This window comes from Mycobacterium sp. Root135 (genome assembly GCF_001426545.1).
GTDB lineage: Bacteria > Actinomycetota > Actinomycetes > Mycobacteriales > Mycobacteriaceae > Mycobacterium.
The window spans coordinates 1,044,842-1,063,520 of the sequence record NZ_LMEZ01000001.1; the positions used below are offsets into that span (position 1 = coordinate 1,044,842).

Consider the following 18,679-nt stretch of genomic DNA (forward strand, 5'->3'; position numbering starts at 1 on the left):
CACCTGTCAAGTAAGCTGTGGGCATGCTGCTCACCGACGTTCTGCCCGATGCGCCCACCACGACGACCGAGGCGTTGGCGATCTACGACGCCGCACCCGCCGTCGAACCGGGCTTCATGATCGGGACGTGGCACGGCGCCGAGCTGCCCACGAACCACCCGCTGGACGGCATGCTGGCCGCCAGCGGATGGTGGGGCAAGCAGTTCGTCGACGCCGAGACCGTCCATCCCCTGCTGTTTCCGACGGCCGACGGTTCGGCACTGTGGGCGCTGAACCCGGCGCTGGCCTTCGGCGGGCTCGGCGTGGCCACCCGCGTCCCGGGACTCAAGAGCCGCAACTTCGCCGGCGCGATCGCCAAGCTGAAGCCGGTGCTGGGCACCACCGCACCCAAGGCGCGGCTGCGCACGACGCGTTACCGCGGCGTCGACACCGCCACCATGGTCTACGACCAACTGCCGATCAACGACGTGTTCCGGTTGCTCGACGACGCGCCGGGCTCCGAGACCGTGATGGGCGCCATGGACCTGCGCGGGTCGGCCCGCCCGTACTTCTTCGTGCTCCGGCGCGACGAGTCGCTGCGGGTCGGTTAGCCCGCTGACAGGTACGGAAGTACCAGTGTGGTGACCTCGGCGACGAGCGACCGTAGGTCGTGGGCGTCGGGGTCGTCGGTCCGCGACCTGGTCATGATCGACAGCAGGGCACGTCGACCGTCCGGGCCGTAGACGACACCCACGTCATTGGTGCTGCCGTAGGAGCCGCCGCCGGTCTTGTCGGCACTGGTCCACCCCTCCGGTAGGCCAGCGCGCAGGCTCGAGGTCTGATTGCCGCGCATCCACCGCTCGAGTTGGTCTCGGTGCGGGGCGTCCAAGACGTCGCCCGTCAGCAGCCGCTGGTACCCGGCGCCGAGCGCACGCGGCGAGCTGGTGTCACGCGGATCACCGGGGACGGCGGAGTTCACGTCGGTCTCCCACCGGTCCAGCCGGGTCCGGTCGTCGCCAATCGTGCGCGCGAAGGTGGTGACCGCGGACGGCCCACCGATGATGCGCAGCAACCAGTTTCCGGCGGTGTTGTCGCTGCGTTGCAGCGTCGCCTCGCACAGTTCGCCGATCGTCATGTTCTGACCGACCCGTGTCTCGGTGATCGGCGAATTCTCCACCAGATCACCCGCTTCGATCGTCACCGCATCGGTCAGGTGCAGCGCTCCGGCCTGATCCTTCTGCAGCACCCTGCCCGCCGCGTACGCCTTGAACGTCGAGCACATGGCGAACGGATCGTCGGCGCGGTTGGCGACCTGCCTGCCGTTGTCCAGGTCGGCGGCCCAGACCCCGACGAACGCGTCGAAGCGATTCTCGAGTGCCACGATGCCGTCGGCGACAGCCGGTTTGGGGTCGGAAGACGGTGGCGGCTCGGCCTGCGTCGGCGTCGCCGCACACGCCGCCAGACCCGCAGCGGCCCCGACGCCGACCAACAGTCCGCGCCGCGAGATGCTTGGTCCCATCAGCCGGCGATCGACCGAAGTGCTTGCGGCAGTGACTTCTTCGACCGGTGCGGCCCCAGTACGGCGGCGCCGTACGGCCGGGCCAAGAGTTGCTTGGCCACCGCGTTCACCTCGTCAAGGTTGACGGCGTCGATCAAGGCCAACGTCTCGTCGATGCTGCGGTGCGTGCCGAAGTTCAGCTCACTGCGTCCGATGCGATGCATGCGCGAGCCGGAGTCCTCCAAGCCAAGCACCAGGCCACCGCGCAACGAGCCCTTGGCAATTCGGCACTCGGCTTCGGTGATCCCGTCCCTTGCCACCTCGGCCAGCACGTCCGAGGCGACCTGGGTCACCTCGTCGAAACGCTCCGGCAGACAGGCGGCGTACACCGACAGCGCTCCGGCGTCGGAGAAGGTGTCGATGCTGGAGTAGACGGAGTAGGCAAGCCCGCGTGTCTCCCGAATCTGTTGGAACAGACGCGAACTCAGCCCCCCACCGAGAGCACTGTTGAGCACCGAAAGCGCCCATCGGTGGTTCCAGTGCCTGCCGGGGGTCCGCACGCCGAGGAACACGTGCGTCTGTTCGCCGTCGCGGTTGACCAGTTGCAGGCTCGGCCGGCCCGGCACCCGACCGGTGCCCTTGCGGGGCGCCACGGGTTCGCGGTTGGAGCGCAGTCGCGGACCGAAGTGCTCCTTGACCAACGCCACCACCTCATCGTGGTCGACGTTGCCCGCCACCGCGACGACCATGCGTTCCGGTGTGTAGCGCCGCACGTGGAACGAATGCAGCTGCGTCCTGGTCATCGTCGAAATCGATTCGACGCTGCCGATCACCGGACGGCCCACCGGATGGTCCCCGAACATCGCCGACAGGAAGACGTCCCCGAGGGTGTCCTCGGGATCGTCGTCGCGCATGGCGATTTCCTCGAGGACGACGTCACGCTCGACCTCGACGTCGTCACTGGCACATCTGCCCCGGAGCACCACGTCGGCGACCAGGTCGACGGCCAACTCGAGATCGGTGTCGAGGACGTGCGCGTAGTAACAGGTGTGCTCGCGCGCGGTGAAGGCGTTCAACTCGCCGCCGACGGCGTCGACGGCCTGAGCGATCTGGACCGCCGAGCGCGTCGGCGTCGACTTGAACAGCAGATGTTCGAGGAAATGGGCGGCGCCGGCCACGCTATGACCTTCGTCGCGTGACCCGACACCCACCCACACCCCCACGGACGCCGAGCGCACCGACGGGACGAACTCCGTGACTACCCGGAGCCCACCCGCCAGTGTGCTGCGGCGAACGTGGTTGGTTGCCCCCGCGGACGCGGGGAGCGATGAATCAGTTGGTCGCGGCATCTGCGGGTTCGGCACCCGTGTCCGTCGAGACGGCAGCGTCGTCGGCCGGGGCGGGAGAAGCCTCGGCTGCGTCAGAGTCTTCGGCAACCAGCACCAGCGAGATCTTGCCGCGGTTGTCGATGTCGGCGATCTCCACGCGGAGCTTGTCGCCGACCTTGCAGACGTCCTCGACCTTGTTGATCCGCTTGCCGCGACCCAGCTTCGAGATGTGCACCAGGCCGTCGCGACCGGGCAGCAGCGACACGAACGCACCGAAATCAGTGGTCTTGACGACGGTTCCGAGGAACCGCTCCCCGATCTTGGGCAGCTGCGGGTTGGCGATCGCGTTGATCAAGTCGATCGCGGCCTGAGCCGATTCGCCGTTGGAGGCGCCCACGAACACGGTGCCGTCGTCCTCGATCGAGATCGAGGCACCCGTCTGCTCGGTGATCGAGTTGATCATCTTGCCCTTGGGCCCGATGACCTCGCCGATCTTGTCGATCGGCACCTTGATCGTGGTGATCCGCGGTGCGTACAGGCTCATCTCGTCGGGCTCGTCGATGGCCTCGGCCATGACCTCGAGAATCGTGATGCGCGCATCCTTGGCCTGCGCCAGCGCACCGGCCAGGACCTTGGACGGGATGCCGTCGAGCTTGGTGTCGAGCTGCAGCGCGGTGACGAAGTCCTTGGTGCCTGCGCACTTGAAGTCCATGTCGCCGAACGCGTCCTCGGCGCCGAGGATGTCGGTCAGGGTGACGAAGCGACGCTCGGTCTTGCCGTCGACCTCGACGTCATCGGAGACCAGGCCCATCGCGATACCGGCGACCGGCGCCTTCAGCGGCACACCGGCGTTCAGCAGCGACAGGGTCGAGGCACATACCGAGCCCATCGACGTCGAGCCGTTGGAGCTCAGCGCCTCCGACACCTGGCGGATGGCGTACGGGAACTCCTCGATGCTCGGCAACACCGGCATCAGGGCGCGCTCGGCGAGCGCTCCGTGGCCGATCTCGCGACGCTTCGGCGAGCCGACGCGGCCGGTTTCACCGGTCGAGTACGGCGGGAAGTTGTAGTGGTGCATGTAGCGCTTGGACGTTTCCGGTCCGAGCGAGTCGATCTGCTGCGCCATCTTGACCATGTCGAGGGTGGTGACGCCCATGATCTGGGTCTCGCCACGCTCGAACAGGGCGCTGCCGTGCGCACGCGGGATGACGGCGACCTCGGCCGACAGCGCGCGGATGTCGGTGATGCCGCGACCGTCGATGCGGAAGTGGTCGGTCAGGATGCGCTGGCGGACCAGCTTCTTGGTCAGCGAGCGGAACGCGGCGCCGATTTCCTTCTCGCGACCGGCGTAGGTCTCGGCGAGGCGCTCCAGCACCTCGACCTTGATCTGGTTGCTGCGCTCGTCGCGCTCTTCCTTGCCGGCGATGGTGAGCGCCTTGGACAGCTCGTCGGTGGCCACCGAGGACACCGCGTAGAACACGTCGTCCTGGTAGTCCGGGAACACCGGGTAGTCGGCGACCGGCTTGGCGGCGCTGTCGGCCAGCTCCTTCTGTGCGTCGCACAGGGCGGCGATGAACGGCTTGGCGGCTTCGAGGCCTTCGGCCACGACGGCCTCGGTGGGCGCACCCGCGCCACCGGCGATGAGCTCGATGACCCGGTCGGTGGCCTCGGCCTCGACCATCATGATGGCGACGTCGTCGCCCGCCTTGCGACCGGCGACGACCATGTCGAACACGGCGCCTTCGAGCTGCTCGACGGTCGGGAAGGCGACCCACTGGCCTGCGCTGTTTTCAGGAGAGGGGATGAGCGCGACGCGCACGCCGCCGACGGGACCGGAGAACGGGATGCCCGAGATCTGGGTGGACGCGGATGCGGCGTTGATGGCCAGCACGTCGTACAGGTCCTTGGGATCAAGGCTCAGGATGGTGACGACGACCTGAATCTCGTTGCGCAGACCCGAGATGAAGGTCGGGCGCAGCGGCCGGTCGATCAGGCGGCAGGTCAGGATCGCGTCGGTGGAGGGACGGCCCTCGCGACGGAAGAACGAACCGGGGATGCGTCCCGCGGCGTACATGCGCTCTTCGACGTCGATGGTCAGCGGGAAGAAGTCGAAGTGATCCTTGGGCTGCTTGCTGGCCGTGGTGGCGCTCAGCAGCATGGTCTCGTCGTCGAGGTAGGCGACGACGGCGCCGGCGGCCTGCTTGGCCAGCCGGCCGGTCTCGAAGCGAATGGTGCGGGTGCCGAAGGTCCCGTTGTCGATCACGGCGGTGGATTCGAAGACGCCGTCTTCGATTTCAGTTGCAGACATACGTGTGTCAGGCCTCTTTGGTTCTCGTGTGGTGCTGGTTCGCACCCCTTTTTTCGCGCGTCACGCACGAGAACCCGGGAAATGCCGACGGCCGTCGATCGAAGCGGTCGGAGCCGCCCCTTTCGCGGGGCTCCGGCAGCCACTACCGAAGACCGCCCATTCGAAGACGGGTCCTGCCGGTGACGCACTGGAACGGTGCCCGCGGATATGCGCGAACCGCACCGACGTTCGAGCCAGAACAGGCTCAAAACACGTTCATGTTACACCGCGGCAATCATCGAACCCGCAGGCGGCTTGCCATTAGGAGACGTCTTCGACGCACACCGTGAACTGGCGCACGTCGTAGGCGTAGCCGATGCCGGTGGCGCACTGGTCGACGTTGGCGACCTCGCGCATGATCTGGGTGGCGCGTTGGCGATTCGGCGCGGCCCGGTCGTTGCAGTCGACCCGCACGGGGTCGCGGCCGTTCTCGGGGTCGATGCTCATGCAGCCACCGACCACCCAGTCGACGTCCATGCAGATCGTCGAACCAGATCCACTGAAGGAACTGCGCATCGAGTAATACGTGTCGACGTCCATCGGACAGTCGTCGGTCTTTTGGACTACGTCGACGACGCGGAAGTTGGACTCCGGGCTGCCGCACTGCACTCGGGCGGTTTCCGGTCGGTCCGGCGGGCCGCCGACCTTCAGGCAGTCCCCTACCTGGATGTCGGCGGCTGCCGCGGACGAACACCCCGCCACCGTCATCGCCGTGGCGATGACGGCGAGCAGGGTCTTCACGTGAAGACTTGCGAGACTAGCGGCGCAGGCCCAGGCGCTCGATCAGCGAGCGGTACCGCGCAACGTCGACCGCGGCGATGTACTTGAGCAGACGACGACGGCGGCCGACGAGCAGCAGCAGCCCACGACGCGAGTGGTGATCGTGCTTGTGCATCTTCAGATGCTCGGTGAGATCGGAGATGCGCTTGGTCAGCATGGCGACCTGGGCTTCCGGCGAACCGGTGTCCGTCTCGTGCAGGCCGTACTGGCCGAGGATTTCTTTTTTCTGCTCTGTGGTGAGCGACATGAAACAAACTCCATCCATCGGTTCGCGAATTACGTCAAAGGCGAGGCCGCCGCGAACTGCAGCACACGCTGGGTCGCCGGGGAGTCTAACAGCGCTGCGCCGCGCGAACCGAATCGTCTAGGAGTCGGCGAGGACCGCGCGGGCCCGCAGGGTGTCGCGATCCATCGCCACCACGAGGTCGTCGACCGATCCGAACTTCTCCTGCCCGCGGATGCGCGACACGAAGTCGACGGCGACGTGCTGGCCGTACAGATCGGCCTCGGTGTCCAGGACGTAGGCCTCCACGGTCCTGGTGCGGCCGGAGAAGGTGGGATTCGTGCCGACCGACACCGCCGCCTGATAGCGCTTGCCGGGGGTGACGGTGCCCATCACGGGTCCGTGCCCGAGCACGGTGAACCAGGCGGCGTAGACGCCGTCGGCGGGGATCGCCGAGTACATCGGCGGTGCGACGTTGGCGGTCGGATATCCCAGGCCCTTGCCCCGCCCGTCGCCGCGCACGACGACGCCCTCGACGCGGTGGGGTCTGCCAAGCGCCTCGGCCGCGGCGACGACGTCACCGGCGTCGACGCACGACCGAATGTAGGTCGACGAGAAGGTGACGCTCCCGTCGCGATCGGTGTCGGACACCTCGTGCACCAGCGACAGGCTCTCCACCGCGAACCCAGCCCGCTCGCCGGCCTTGCGAAGCATCGTCACGTTGCCGCCGGCCTTCTTGCCGAAGGTGAAGTTCTCGCCGACCACGACCTCGACGACGTGCAGCCGCTCGACGAGCAGCTCGTGGATGTACCGCTCGGGGGTCAGCTTCATGAAGTCGGAGGTGAACGGCATGACCAGGAACACGTCGACGCCCATCTCCTCGACGAGTTCGGCGCGTCGGGTCAGCGTCGTGAGCTGAGCCGGGTGATTACCGGGGAACACGACTTCCATCGGGTGGGGGTCGAAGGTCATCAGCACCGTCGGCACGCCACGGGACCGGCCCGCCTTCACCGCGTGGTTGATCAGTTCGGCGTGCCCTCGGTGGACACCGTCGAACACACCGATCGTGACGACACACCTGCCCCAGTCCGTGGGGATCTCGTCTTGGCCCCGCCAGCGCTGCACGACGGCAAGCCTACGACGCGTCGGTGCGGCTGGCACCGTCAGATGCCCGGACGGGCGGCGGATTGCCTAAACTCCTGTGATTATGAGCTCCGACGACACCGCACGAGACTTGTCTTCGGTTGCCCAGGACTACCTGAAGGTGATCTGGACCGCGCAGGAGTGGTCGGTCGACAAGGTCAGCACCAAGATGCTGGCCGAGCGCATCGGAGTGTCGGCCAGCACGGCGTCGGAATCCATCCGCAAGCTCGCCGATCAGGGCCTGGTCGACCACGAGAAGTACGGCGCCGTGACGCTCACCGACGCCGGTCGCCTTGCCGCCCTGGCGATGGTGCGCCGCCACCGGTTGATGGAGACCTTCCTGGTGCGTGAACTCGGGTACGGCTGGGACGAGGTGCACGACGAGGCCGAAGTGCTCGAGCACGCCGTGTCCGACCGGATGCTTGACCGCATCGACGCCAAGCTGGGCTTCCCCACCCGCGACCCGCACGGCGACCCGATCCCCGCTGCCGACGGCAGGGTGCCTGCACCGGATGCCCGGCAGTTGTCGATGTGCCGGGACGGCGACGCCGCCACGGTGGCCCGCATCTCCGACGCCGACCCCGAGATGCTTCGCTACTTCGACAGCGTCGGCATCAGCCTGGACTCCCGGCTGACGGTGCTGGCCCGCCGCGACTTCGCAGGCATGATCTCGGTTGGCGTGCAACGGCCGGGCGGCGCGGCCGCCGCCACCACCGTCGACCTGGGAAACCCTGCCGCAGAAGCGATCTGGGTCATCTAGCCGAACGGCAATGGCCGCAGAGCCCCCCGAGAGGAGCGCTGCGGCCACCTGAACCCGGAACCCTAGCGGCCGACCGTCACCGGGTCGGACGGATCCTGGCTCACGCGCACTTCTTCCAGGCCATGGTCGTGACCGCCCTCCACTTCGGCGAACGCCGGATCGTCGGCGAACGACTTGAGGCGCGCGATCCGGTAGATGAGCAGGCCGTAGAGCGCCTTGGCCAGAATGTCGGCGATCGAGTAGCCCGCCTGCTTCCCGACCCATGCGTCGGCACCGTTCATGCCCAGTAGCGGCAAGAGGTAGGCAATCGGGTACACACCCCAGGTCGCGAACAACAGGATGCGCAGTCGGCTGACGGTCGAACGGACCGCCGGCGGCTGACGATCCAAGGAACGGGTCAGCTCGACGAACAGTACGTACAGGATGTAGAGGAACGGAATCGTCGACAGCAGCCCGAACACGTTGCGCGTCAGGTTGTCTCCGCTGATCTCACCCGGGTAGCCGAGGGCGATCATCAACGCCGAAGCCGGGATCAAGCGCAGAAGCAACGAGGCCTGCAACTTCTTCGCCAAGGCCAGCACCACCACGAGCTCGACCAGAAGCAACGGCACGGTCAGGAACCAGTCCACATAGCGGTAGCCCTCGTTGAACGACGCGCCGGCTGCCTGCGTATAGGTCCCGCGTCCGCCTGCGGCGTCGGTGACGAACGCGTGCTTGAAGGAATCGAAGATCCGGAAGTAGTGGTACGCGGCGATCCCGCACACGATGGCCGCCACCACGAGCGCCTGCCGGTAACGCGGCAGCACTCGAGGCTGGACGACGAGCAGGTAGATCGTCGTGAACAACTGGGCCGCGATGACGAGGGACAGGAGGTTGTAGACCGTATCGAACTGGCCTTGGGATAACTGTTCGGGAATCATCTCAGTCTTTCTGTGGCAGAACATATTTCGCGCGAGTAACCGTGATGCGGCACGCCCTTGGGCGTCCCCGGGCAAGGCAGTTTGGAGTCGGATGCCGCGGTCGGCCGTCAGTGAAACCACCGACGACGATCTCGGCGAGCCGGCGAGCATGAAGTCTCGTCACGCCTGAGCACCCTCGTCCGACCTTGGGAACAGCCCCGGTCAATTCCACTGTTGTTACGGATTCCGTTGTCGCCGCTGACTTGTGGCGATTCGGGAGGTGGCTGTAACCCCAACATTCGTGACGTTACACCCGCGTCAATCCGGACCGTCATTACGCAATGGTGACGTGCGACGTCATTACGTCACATTTACCCAGCAGCCGGGGACCGATGGCTATTCGACTGCGCGACAGGAGGATTGGCAGTATGCACACGGCAGGGTCAGGCGTAATGTCGCGATGGTGCGACCCCATCAAGACATCGTCGTCACCCCTTCGCGGCCGAGATGACGGCAGCGGCGGGTGAGCGGACCCGAACGTCGCCAATGGCGCACGCCCTCGACCGGCGGGTGACCATCCTCAGCCTGGGTGCCGTGGCGGTCATCGTCGGATGGGCGTGGTTCGACCGCGCCGGCCTGGAGTCCGTGTCGCCGATCGTCGCCGCCGTCGGAATCATCGTCGGTGTGCCGCACGGCGCGATGGACCATCTGGTGCCTGGGCTGGCGTCGCGCCGCTGGCAAGAGCCACGTCGACTTGCGCTGGTCGTCGCCGTCTACGTCGTGATCGCCGCGGTCGCGAGCCTGGCGACGTTGCGGGCTCCCGATCTCAGCTTCGCCACGTTCCTCGTCGTGTCGGCCTTGCACTTCGGCTGGGCTGAGACGACATACGCGGCGGAGCGCAGTGGCCGCGTGGTTCCGCGACTGCGCGACGGATGGTGGAGAACGCTCGCCCACGGGTCGGTCGTCGTGGTCCTGCCACTGTGGTCGGTCGAGGGCCGGTCCGCGATGCGGCCGCTGCTACCCAGCCTCGTCGACTGGGTGAGTGCGGTCCCGACGCAGTGGGCCACCACGACGGTCGTCGTGATGTGCGCCGCCTCAGCAGTTCACCTCGCATCGCGGGGACGGGTGCTCGAGGCGGCCGAGTTGCTTGCCGTGCTGACACTGTTCCTCTTCGTGCCCATATTCGCGGCCTTCGGCGTGTACTTCGGTCTCTGGCACGCCCTGCGGCACACCGCCCGGCTCATGGATGCTCTCGCTGCCGGTCAACCAATTCGATTGCAGTTAGGGGCATTCCTCCGAGCGGCCGCTCTGCCCACTACCGCGGCCTTCATCGTGCTCGCCGTCTTGTTTGCCTACCGGTCCGACGTCGGCGTCGTCATGACGGGCGTATCCGTGCTGCTTGCGCTGACCTTTCCGCATGTGGTCGTCGTGGCAGTACTCGACCACCATCGACGGATTGCCCCGACGACGCCTACAGCGTCGACGGCCTGATCACCACGACCGACTTGGTCCGCGACCCGTCGTCGGCGAGCAGGGCGATGACGCGACCGTCCGACGCCGTCGCCGCGTACACGCCGTCGACGCCGGCCGGTGCCAGCGCCCTTCCGTTCGACGCGGCGTCGGACTCCGCGTCGGTCAACTCCCGGCGCGGGAAGCCCAGCAGGCACGCCTCGTCCAACGAGTAGCTGAGCCGCGGGGATTCGGCCAACGCCTCGAGGGTGTGCGCCTCCCCCAGCCCGTAGCGGCCGACCGTGGTGCGGCGCAGCGCGGTCAGGTGCCCACCGACGCCGAGGCCGGCGCCGACGTCACGCGCCAACGCCCGAATGTAGGTGCCCGACGAGCAGTCGACCTCGACGTCGACGTCGACGAAGCCGGCCGCAACCTCCGGCGTGCGGCGAACGGCGACGACGTCGAACCGGGAGATCCGCACCCGTCGCGCAGCCAACTCGACGGTCCTGCCCTCGCGGGCCAACTTGTAGGCGCGCTGACCGTCGACCTTGATGGCGCTGACGGAAGACGGAATCTGGTCGATCTCCCCGCGCAGGACGCCGACGGCCGCCTCGACGCCCGAGTCCGACACGTGATCGGCCGAAACCGTCTCCAGCACTTCACCTTCGGCGTCCTCGGTGGAGGTGGTCTGACCCAGCCGAATGGTGGCCGAATACGACTTGTCCGTCGCGGTCAGCAGCCCGAGGATCTTGGTGGCGCGCTCGATGCCCACCACCAGGACTCCGGTGGCCATCGGATCCAACGTGCCGGCGTGCCCAACCTTGCGGGTGCCGAAGAGTCGCCGGCAGCGCCCCACCACGTCGTGGCTCGTCATCCCGGCGGGTTTGTCGACGATCACCAGTCCGGGCTGTACCGATCCCCCGGTCGCTGCGCTCCTGCCCGCCGCACCGCTCACAGCACGATCGCCGTCAACACCAGGCCGTCACCGACCGACCAGCGACCCGACAACGCGGTCAGCGGGGGCCCGGACTCGGCCCGCGGGTCGACGAGGATCTTCGACTCGAAGCTGCCCGTACGTCCCGAACCGTCGACGGTGAAGGTGATGTGCGCGTCCTCGAACCCCAACCACCGATGCGTCAGCGGGAACCACGCCTTGTAGGTCGCCTCCTTGGCGCAGAACAACACTCGATCCCAGTGCGCACCACCGGGCAGCCCGCTCAGCTCGCTGCGTTCGGCGGGCAGGCTGATGGCGTCGAGCACGCCCTTGGGTAGCACGGCATGCGGTTCGGCGTCGATGCCTACGGAACGGACCTCGGCCGTCCGACCCACCACGGCGCCGCGAAACCCCTCGCAGTGCGTCAGGCTGCCGACCACCCCGTCGGGCCAGCACGGTTCGCCCTTGTCGCCCTTGAGGATGGGCACGGGGGGCAGTCCGAGATCGCCGAGCGCCTGACGGGCGCAGTACCGCACCGTCACGAATTCGTTGCGCCGCTTGGCCACCGAGCGCGCGATCAGCGGCTCCTCCTCGGGCAGCGGCGCCAAATCGGCCGGGTCACCGTACAACTCGGCCGACGCGAGCAGCGAGGGCAGAACGGTGGACAGCAACTTGCCCGTCATGCTCGCTTACTCCTGATCCGCTCCTGCATCTTCTCCGCGTGGGCCCGCATGTCCGGGGTGACCTCGAAGTGACCGCCGAAGTCGTTGAGATAGCCGGGCGGGTACTTCGGGTCGGGCAGGATTTGGCGCATCCACCGATACGGCTTGCGGCGGCGCCACTCCCGCGGGTAACCGACCGACACCTCCTCGAATCGCACGCCGTCGTACCACGTGGTGCGCGGGATGTGCAGATGCCCGTAGACCGAGCACAGCGCGTTGTATCGCGTGTGCCAATCCTTGGTGGCCGTGGTGCCGCACCACAGCGCGAACTCCGGGTAGTACATGGCCTCGCAGGGCTCGCGCACCAGCGGGAAGTGGTTGACCAGAATCGACGGCGTCAACCAGTCGAGGTCCTCGAGCTTCTCGCGTGTCAGCTTGACCCGCTCGCGGCACCACGCGTCGCGGGTGGCGTACGGCTCGGCGGACAGCAGGAACTCGTCGGTGCCGACCACGTTGCGCTCGCGGGCGATCGCCAGCCCCTCGGCCTTCGTCGCCGTGCCCTCCGGCAGGAACGAGTAGTCGTAGAGCAGGAACATCGGGACGATCGTCGCCGGGCCGCCCTCGTCGTTCCACACCGGGAAGGGGTGCTCGGGGGTGACGATGCCCATCTCGTCGCACATGTTGACCAGGTAGTCGTAGCGCGCCTTGCCGAAGATCTGCATCGGGTCCTTGGCGGTGGTCCACAGCTCGTGGTTGCCCGGCACCCAGATGACCTTGGCGAACCGTTTTCGCAGCAGATCCAACGACCACCGAATCTCGTCGGTCCGTTCGGCGACGTCCCCCGCGACGATCAACCAGTCGTCCGGGGACGACGGATGAAGCGACTCGGTGACGGGTTTGTTGCCGGTATGGCCGATGTGGAGATCGCTGATCGCCCAGAGCGTGGGATGGCGACGGTCCTGTGACAGCGGAGACACAACGGACCAGCCTACGTGCGCCACGGCGGGGTGCTCGCCCGGCAACTAGAACATGTTCTGATTTCCGGCCCTGGCGACCGTCGGGAACTTGTACACTCCCGGCAATGGACAACGAGCGCACGAGTGACCCGAAGGTGGGTGGCGTGGTCGGAAAGATGCGCCTGTTTTCGGCATTGTGCGCCCTGCTGGCGGCCGTCATCGTGGTGTGGCAGGCCAATCCCATCACCGCGCAGGACACCGGATCCGTCGAGCTGAGGTCCACGTCGGCACCCCTGAGCGGGGTCTCCAGCAGCATCAAGTGGCCCGTCGTCGAAACCGTCGACCCCCGCCCGTTCGATCCGTGCGAAGACATTCCGATCGACGTCGTCAACGGCCTCGGGCTCGGTTTCACTCCGCCCGAGCACGAAGACGGCCTGCGCTGCCATTTCGACGCGGGCAACTACCAAATGGCCGTCGAGGCGTTCGTCTGGCGAACCTACGAGCAGACCCTGCCCGCCGACGCCGTCGAGATGGACATCGCCGGCCACCGCGCTGCGCAGTACTGGATCCTCAAGCCGTCGGACCGCAACAACCGCTTCTGGTTCAGCTGCATGATCGCCTTCGACACCAGCTACGGCGTGCTGCAGCAATCGCTGTTCTACTCCCCGACGTACAGCGCCGACGACGTCGACTGCATGCAAACCAACCTGCAGCGCGCCCAGCAGCTGGTGCCGTTCTACAAGTTCTGAGCGCCTCACCCCGGTGCGTAACGTGGCTGGCGTGGCTTCACGACTGAGCACCAAGAACGTCGCCTCGCACGCCCTGAGCCGACTCCTCCACCTCCCCCCGCCGACCACGGACTACACCGTGCTGCGCGGATTGCCGGTGCCGATGCGCGACGGCGTCGACCTCGTCGCCGACCACTACGCGCCACGGACCGGCGCCCCTTCGGGCACCCTGCTCGTGCGCTGCCCGTACGGCCGGTCGTTCCCCTTCTCCAGCCTGTTCGGCGCCGTCTACGCCGCCCGCGGGTACCACGTGGTGATCCAGAGCGTGCGCGGCACGTTCGGGTCCGGCGGCGAATTCACCCCGATGATCCACGAGGTGGCCGACGGCGCGGACACCGTCGAGTGGCTGCGCAACCAGGTCTGGTTCACCGGGACGTTCGCCACCATCGGGCTGTCCTACCTCGGGTTCACCCAGTGGGCCCTGCTGATGGACCCGCCACCGGAGATGACGGCGGCGATCATCAGCGTCGGACCCCACGACTTCAGCCAGTCCGCCTGGGGCACCGGCTCGTTCACCGTCAACGACTTCCTCGGGTGGAGCGACATGATGTCGCACCAGGAGGACGGGAGTCGACTCCTCGGCGCGCTGCAGCAGGGCCGGTCCCGGCGGCGGGTCGCCCGTACCGCCAACCAGGTGCCGATGGGCGCCTCCGGACGGACGTTGCTCGGCGGCGGGGCGCCGTGGTGGGAGTCCTGGGTGGAACACCCGGATCGCCAAGACCCGTTTTGGGAACCCCTGCGGCTGACCGATGCGCTCGACCGCGTCGACGTGCCGGTGCTGCTGTTCAGCGGCTGGCAGGACCTGTTCCTCGACCAGACCCTGACCCAGTTCGCGCACCTGCGCGGGCGGGACGTGACGACGGCTCTGACGGTCGGCCCGTGGACGCACACCGAGGTGATGACGAAGGGCGCCCCGCGAGTCCTCCGAGAGTCGCTGGCTTGGCTCGACGAACACCTTGGCGGCAAGCCGGCCCCCGCCCGAACCCGGGTGCGGGCCCACGTCGACGGCGACGACTGGCTCGAACTGGACACCTGGCCGCCCGCGATGCCCGAGCACGTGGCGTACCTGCACTCCGGGCACCGGCTCTCCGACGTCGCACCGGACGAGACCGCACCGGCGTCGACGTTCGTCTTCGACCCCGCCGACCCGACCCCGACCATCGGGGGCCGACTGCTCTCCCCGGAGGGCGGCTACCGCGACGACACGCCCTTGGCGACGCGCCCCGACGTCCTCGACTTCACCGGGGTTCCGCTCACCGCCGACCTGTACCTCGTCGGCACCCCTGTGGTCGAGCTGGCCCATTCCTGCGACAACCCGTACAACGACGTCTTCGTCCGACTGAGTCAGGTCGACGCGGACGGCCGGTCGACCAACGTGACCGACGGATTCATCAGGCAGACAACCGATTCCGGAGTCGTCAAGCTCACCCTCGACGCCGTGGCCCACAGGTTTCCGGCAGGATCCCGGCTACGGGTCATGGTCGCGGGCGGATCCCATCCGCGATTCGTACGCAATCTCGGCACCGACGAACCGCCGATCTCGGGAACGACGATCAGAACCCAGCGACACACCGTCCACCACGGCGCCGGCGGCGTGTCGCGGCTGGTGCTGCCTGCGGGACCACGGCCACCGTCAGCCCACTAACGCCCTGACCCGCTCGACGACCGCGGCCAAGACCGCGTCGTCGTGCACGGGATCACCCCAGCCCGTCGACACCGGCACGTCGACCCAACTCTTGCACCCCGCGTAGGACGGGTCCCGGCGTAGTCGCACCGGCTTGAGCAGCGGGCGCGCTTGGACCACCAGAACCGTCAGCCGATGCCTCGGCCGGAAGTCGAGCCGGTCCGACCGCACCGACTCCGCCGTCCAGATGTGGGTGTCGGCCAGTTCGTCGAGCCCGTCCGGCCGGTCGACGGCAACGGCGGCAACGACTTTCGCGCCCGCTCGGAGCACCACCTCGTCCTCGGTGCTGTCCGGTGCGGCCGCCTCGAGCAGATCGCGGTGCTCGGGTCGGACGCGCTCGGCGTGGCCGTGCGCAACCGTGGGGAAGAACACGAAGTCGCTCGCCGCGACGTCGAACCGCTTCTCGTGGATGCCGCCCTTGCGCAGCAGCACCGTCTGCCTGCCGTCGAGCATGGCGAGTACGGCCGCGCCCCACTCCTTGAGCGCAGGCGCGGTCACGTCGCGGCGAGCCGGGCGCGGACCTCGGGGCGGCGCAGCGGCGGCACCGTCTTCGGCGGCTGACGGCGCGGCGGCAACGCGTTGAGCAACCGCGTCGTCGTGGCGGTCACCTCGGCGACCGCGGCCTCGAAGGCCTCGGTGTTGGCCGCGGTGGGCCGCGTGACGCCGCTGACCTTGCGGACGTACTGACGTGATGCGGCCTCGATCTCCTCGGCCGTCGCCGACGGTTCGAGGCCGCGCAACTCGGTGATGTTCCGGCACATGCCGTCAACGATAGGACGACCGCTCGATACGGTGAAGCCATGCCGAGCCCCGAAGCCGAACCCGTCCTGCTGGTCGACACCACCGACCGGGTCCGCACGCTGACCCTGAATCGGCCGCAGGCCCGCAACGCCCTGTCCTTGGAACTGCGCACGCGGTTCTACGCGGCGCTGCACGAGGCGGAGGCCGACGACGCGGTCGACGTCGTCATCCTCACCGGTGCCGACCCCGTCTTCTGCGCGGGTCTTGACCTCAAGGAACTTGGCGACACCACCGAGCTTCCCGACATCTCGCCCAAGTGGCCCGCGATGAGCACCCCCGTCATCGGGGCGATCAACGGGGCGGCGGTCACCGGCGGCCTCGAGCTGGCGCTGTACTGCGACGTCCTGATCGCCTCGGAGAACGCGCGGTTCGCCGACACCCACGCCCGAGTCGGGCTGCTGCCGACGTGGGGCCTGAGCGTGCGGCTGCCGCAGAAGGTCGGCGTCGGGATGGCCCGCCGCATGAGCCTGACCGGTGACTACCTGTCCGCCGACGACGCGCTGCGGGCCGGCCTGGTCACCGAGGTCGTCGCCCACGACCAGCTCGTGCCGGCGGCGCGGGCGGTAGCGGCATCCATCGTCGGCAACAACCGGAAGGCCGTGCAGGCCCTGCTGGCGTCCTATCACCGCATCGACGAATCGCAGACCGGTGCGGGTCTGTGGATCGAGGCGGCGTCGGCCAGGCAGTGGATGGCGGTGGCGACCGGAGACGACATCGCCTCCAGTAGGGCCGAGGTGCTGGAGCGCGGCCGCACCCAGGTCCGCTGAGTGTCGCCGATCAGCCGTCGGACGCTGCTCACGGGTGGCGCCGTCGTCGCGGGCGGGGCCGCCGCCCTCACTGGCTACGAATTGCTCGCGCGGCCAGGCCGAACCGACGCCACCGCAGCAGGGGGTGACAAGCCGAACATCCTCGTCGTCGTGGTCGACCAGATGCGGGCACCCCAATGGTTCCCTGGCACTGGCGATCTCGACGCGCTCCTGCCCAACCTGAGCCGGCTGCGGCAGAGCAGCGTGTCCTTCGACGCGCACTACACCGCCTCCAACGCCTGCACGCCGTCGCGAGGAGTGCTCACCACCGGGCTCTACTCGCACCAAACCGGCTGCCTGTACACCGGCGACGGCCCCACCGAATCGAGCCTCGCGCCCCAATTCCCCACCTGGGGAACGATGCTGCGCAACCAGGGCTACCGGACGTGGTGGTGGGGCAAGTGGCATCTCGGGGCGGCCGCCGACACCACCCTCGACGGCCTGGACGCACACGGGTTCTCCGGCGGCACCTACCCCTCCCCCAACGGCGCACCCAATCAAGGCTTGCGTCGAGATCCCGGCATCACCGACCAGTTCGTCGAGTGGTTCGACGCGCACGCCGGCGAGGGCCCCTGGTGCACGACGGTCTCGCTGGTCAACCCGCACGACATCATGTGGTGGCCGAAGACGCCGCTGCCCGAGGACGTTCCGCGGGTCTTCTCTGCGAAGCCGCCAAACTTCGAGACGCCGGAGGACCTTGCGCGACGCGGCAAGCCACGACTGCAGGTCGACTACGTCGACTTCGTCGCGCCACTTCTGGCCGGCGCCCTTCCGTACGCCGGCCCCGACGTCGAGAGGCAGTGGGCCCGCGGCCTGGACGTCTACCTGTGGCTGCAGCAGCAGGTCGACCGCCAGATCGGCCGGGTGCTCGACACGTTGGCCTCCCGCCCCGACGTCGACCGCAACACCGTCGTCGTCTTCACCTCCGACCACGGCGAATACGGCGGCTCCCACGGCATGCGCGGCAAGGGCGCCGCCATCTACGAAGAGGGCATCCGGGTGCCGCTCTACGTTCGGGACCCCTCCGGTCGGCTAACACCGTCCCCCGGCGAGGTACGCACGCAGTTGACGTCCAGCGTGGACCTCGCGCCGCTGTTGCTGACGATCGGTGCCGGCGGAAACGGGTGGCGCGCCGATCCGCGCAACGCCCACCTGGCGAGTCGCGCGGACATCGCCGGGATCGCTGCGAACCCGGCCGCGCGCGGTCGGCCGTGGATCGCACACGTCACCGACGACATCGCCGTGGAGGAGATGGCCGCCATGATGACCGCGGCCGGTATGCCCGCCGCCCAGGCGCCCGGGAGGACATCCGGCGAAGTCCCCACCAACGCGCCAAGCCACATCGTCGCCGTCCGCACCCCGTCGGCGAAGTTCGGCGTCTACTCCCATTGGAAGCATGGTGGCACGACCGTCGACGCATCCCGCGAGGTCGAACGCGAGTTGTACGACTATTCGAACCCGGACGGTCTGCGAGAGGTCGAGAACCTGGCCGGGCGAAGCCCCTTGCAGCAGAAACTGCAGGGACTTCTCGACGGGGAAGTGCGCGCCGAGATCGAGGCGCCGCTGCCCGCGGCGCTGCACGAGGCCCAGGAACTCGGGCTGGCGAACATGCAGAAGGTGACCGCGGCGCGCGGAGGGTGAC

Annotated in this window: 19 protein-coding genes; 7 read left to right on the forward strand and 12 right to left on the reverse strand. The window is 68.0% G+C overall.

Going from position 1 to position 18,679, the window contains the following annotated elements; genetic code table 11:
• Positions 1–23 precede the first annotated feature (23 nt).
• On the forward strand, positions 24–590 hold the full coding sequence (locus ASD37_RS05125; RefSeq protein ID WP_056549875.1) for a DUF4334 domain-containing protein: 567 nt from the start codon (positions 24–26) through the stop codon (positions 588–590).
• Here ASD37_RS05125 and bla read toward each other — a convergent pair.
• The 6 genes from bla to ASD37_RS05155 all read right to left on the reverse strand — a co-directional run bounded on the left by bla (position 587) and on the right by ASD37_RS05155 (position 7,280).
• Positions 587–1,498: a class A beta-lactamase gene (gene bla / locus ASD37_RS05130; RefSeq protein WP_056548725.1), complete on the reverse strand. Its 912-nt coding sequence runs from the start codon at positions 1,496–1,498 to the stop codon at positions 587–589. The two genes, ASD37_RS05125 and bla, sit on opposite strands and share 4 nt — an antisense overlap.
• Positions 1,498–2,826 (reverse strand): pitrilysin family protein, encoded by a 1,329-nt coding sequence (locus ASD37_RS05135; RefSeq protein WP_056549877.1) that lies wholly within the window; start codon positions 2,824–2,826, stop codon positions 1,498–1,500. The genes bla and ASD37_RS05135 overlap by 1 nt, the downstream gene beginning before the upstream one ends.
• Positions 2,810–5,113 carry a polyribonucleotide nucleotidyltransferase gene (locus tag ASD37_RS05140; protein ID WP_056548727.1) on the reverse strand — a complete coding sequence of 768 codons (2,304 nt, stop codon included), beginning with the start codon at positions 5,111–5,113 and terminating at the stop codon, positions 2,810–2,812. The genes ASD37_RS05135 and ASD37_RS05140 overlap by 17 nt, the downstream gene beginning before the upstream one ends.
• Positions 5,114–5,413: 300 nt before the next feature.
• Positions 5,414–5,860: a hypothetical protein gene (locus tag ASD37_RS05145; RefSeq protein WP_082570006.1), complete on the reverse strand. Its 447-nt coding sequence runs from the start codon at positions 5,858–5,860 to the stop codon at positions 5,414–5,416.
• A 49-nt stretch (positions 5,861–5,909) separates the two neighbouring features.
• On the reverse strand, positions 5,910–6,179 hold the full coding sequence (gene rpsO, locus ASD37_RS05150) for a 30S ribosomal protein S15 (RefSeq protein WP_056548729.1): 270 nt from the start codon (positions 6,177–6,179) through the stop codon (positions 5,910–5,912).
• A gap of 117 nt (positions 6,180–6,296) precedes the next feature.
• The gene (locus ASD37_RS05155) at positions 6,297–7,280 is read right to left on the reverse strand and encodes a bifunctional riboflavin kinase/FAD synthetase (RefSeq protein WP_056548731.1); all 984 of its coding nucleotides are present in this window, start codon (positions 7,278–7,280) and stop codon (positions 6,297–6,299) included.
• Positions 7,281–7,362: 82 nt separating this feature from the next.
• Between ASD37_RS05155 and mntR the strand changes: the two genes are divergently transcribed.
• Positions 7,363–8,058, forward strand: coding sequence for a manganese-binding transcriptional regulator MntR (mntR, locus tag ASD37_RS05160; protein ID WP_056548732.1), 696 nt, complete (start codon positions 7,363–7,365; stop codon positions 8,056–8,058).
• Positions 8,059–8,120: 62 nt separating this feature from the next.
• Here mntR and ASD37_RS05165 read toward each other — a convergent pair whose 3' ends face one another.
• Positions 8,121–9,128 (reverse strand): bacteriorhodopsin-like, encoded by a 1,008-nt coding sequence (locus ASD37_RS05165; RefSeq protein WP_235567971.1) that lies wholly within the window; start codon positions 9,126–9,128, stop codon positions 8,121–8,123.
• Between the two features lie 336 nt (positions 9,129–9,464).
• On the opposite strand from ASD37_RS05165, the gene ASD37_RS05170 reads away from it, so the two are divergent.
• Positions 9,465–10,448, forward strand: a complete 984-nt coding sequence (locus ASD37_RS05170; protein WP_082569938.1) for a Brp/Blh family beta-carotene 15,15'-dioxygenase — start codon at positions 9,465–9,467, stop codon at positions 10,446–10,448.
• Here the strand turns inward: ASD37_RS05170 and truB are convergent.
• Genes truB through ASD37_RS05185 form a run of 3 tightly spaced genes read right to left on the reverse strand, consistent with a single transcriptional unit; the run spans position 10,429 to position 12,979 of the window.
• On the reverse strand, positions 10,429–11,361 hold the full coding sequence (gene truB / locus ASD37_RS05175; RefSeq protein ID WP_082569939.1) for a tRNA pseudouridine(55) synthase TruB: 933 nt from the start codon (positions 11,359–11,361) through the stop codon (positions 10,429–10,431). The genes ASD37_RS05170 and truB overlap by 20 nt on opposite strands.
• On the reverse strand, positions 11,358–12,023 hold the full coding sequence (locus ASD37_RS05180) for a 4'-phosphopantetheinyl transferase (RefSeq protein WP_056548738.1): 666 nt from the start codon (positions 12,021–12,023) through the stop codon (positions 11,358–11,360). The genes truB and ASD37_RS05180 overlap by 4 nt, the downstream gene beginning before the upstream one ends.
• Entirely contained in the window at positions 12,020–12,979 is a 960-nt protein-coding gene (locus ASD37_RS05185; RefSeq protein WP_233165165.1) for a metallophosphoesterase, read from the reverse strand. The genes ASD37_RS05180 and ASD37_RS05185 overlap by 4 nt, the downstream gene beginning before the upstream one ends.
• A 104-nt stretch (positions 12,980–13,083) precedes the next feature.
• On the opposite strand from ASD37_RS05185, the gene ASD37_RS05190 reads away from it, so the two are divergent.
• Both ASD37_RS05190 and ASD37_RS05195 read left to right on the forward strand, forming a co-directional pair.
• Positions 13,084–13,707, forward strand: a complete 624-nt coding sequence (locus tag ASD37_RS05190; protein WP_056548740.1) for a DUF3558 domain-containing protein — start codon at positions 13,084–13,086, stop codon at positions 13,705–13,707.
• Positions 13,708–13,738: 31 nt separating this feature from the next.
• Positions 13,739–15,391: a CocE/NonD family hydrolase gene (locus ASD37_RS05195; protein ID WP_235567972.1), complete on the forward strand. Its 1,653-nt coding sequence runs from the start codon at positions 13,739–13,741 to the stop codon at positions 15,389–15,391.
• On the opposite strand, the gene ASD37_RS05200 is transcribed toward ASD37_RS05195, so the two are convergent.
• Both ASD37_RS05200 and ASD37_RS05205 read right to left on the reverse strand, forming a co-directional pair.
• Complete coding sequence (locus tag ASD37_RS05200; RefSeq protein WP_056548742.1) at positions 15,380–15,928, reverse strand: DUF1802 family protein; 549 nt, start codon at positions 15,926–15,928, stop codon at positions 15,380–15,382. The genes ASD37_RS05195 and ASD37_RS05200 overlap by 12 nt on opposite strands.
• The gene (locus ASD37_RS05205) at positions 15,925–16,191 is read right to left on the reverse strand and encodes a DUF2277 domain-containing protein (RefSeq protein ID WP_056548744.1); all 267 of its coding nucleotides are present in this window, start codon (positions 16,189–16,191) and stop codon (positions 15,925–15,927) included. The genes ASD37_RS05200 and ASD37_RS05205 overlap by 4 nt, the downstream gene beginning before the upstream one ends.
• Positions 16,192–16,230: 39 nt before the next feature.
• On the opposite strand from ASD37_RS05205, the gene ASD37_RS05210 reads away from it, so the two are divergent.
• Both ASD37_RS05210 and ASD37_RS05215 read left to right on the forward strand, forming a co-directional pair.
• On the forward strand, positions 16,231–16,998 hold the full coding sequence (locus ASD37_RS05210; RefSeq protein WP_056548745.1) for an enoyl-CoA hydratase: 768 nt from the start codon (positions 16,231–16,233) through the stop codon (positions 16,996–16,998).
• Positions 16,999–18,678 carry a sulfatase-like hydrolase/transferase gene (locus ASD37_RS05215; RefSeq protein ID WP_056548747.1) on the forward strand — a complete coding sequence of 560 codons (1,680 nt, stop codon included), beginning with the start codon at positions 16,999–17,001 and terminating at the stop codon, positions 18,676–18,678.
• The last annotated feature ends 1 nt before the right edge of the window (position 18,679 follow it).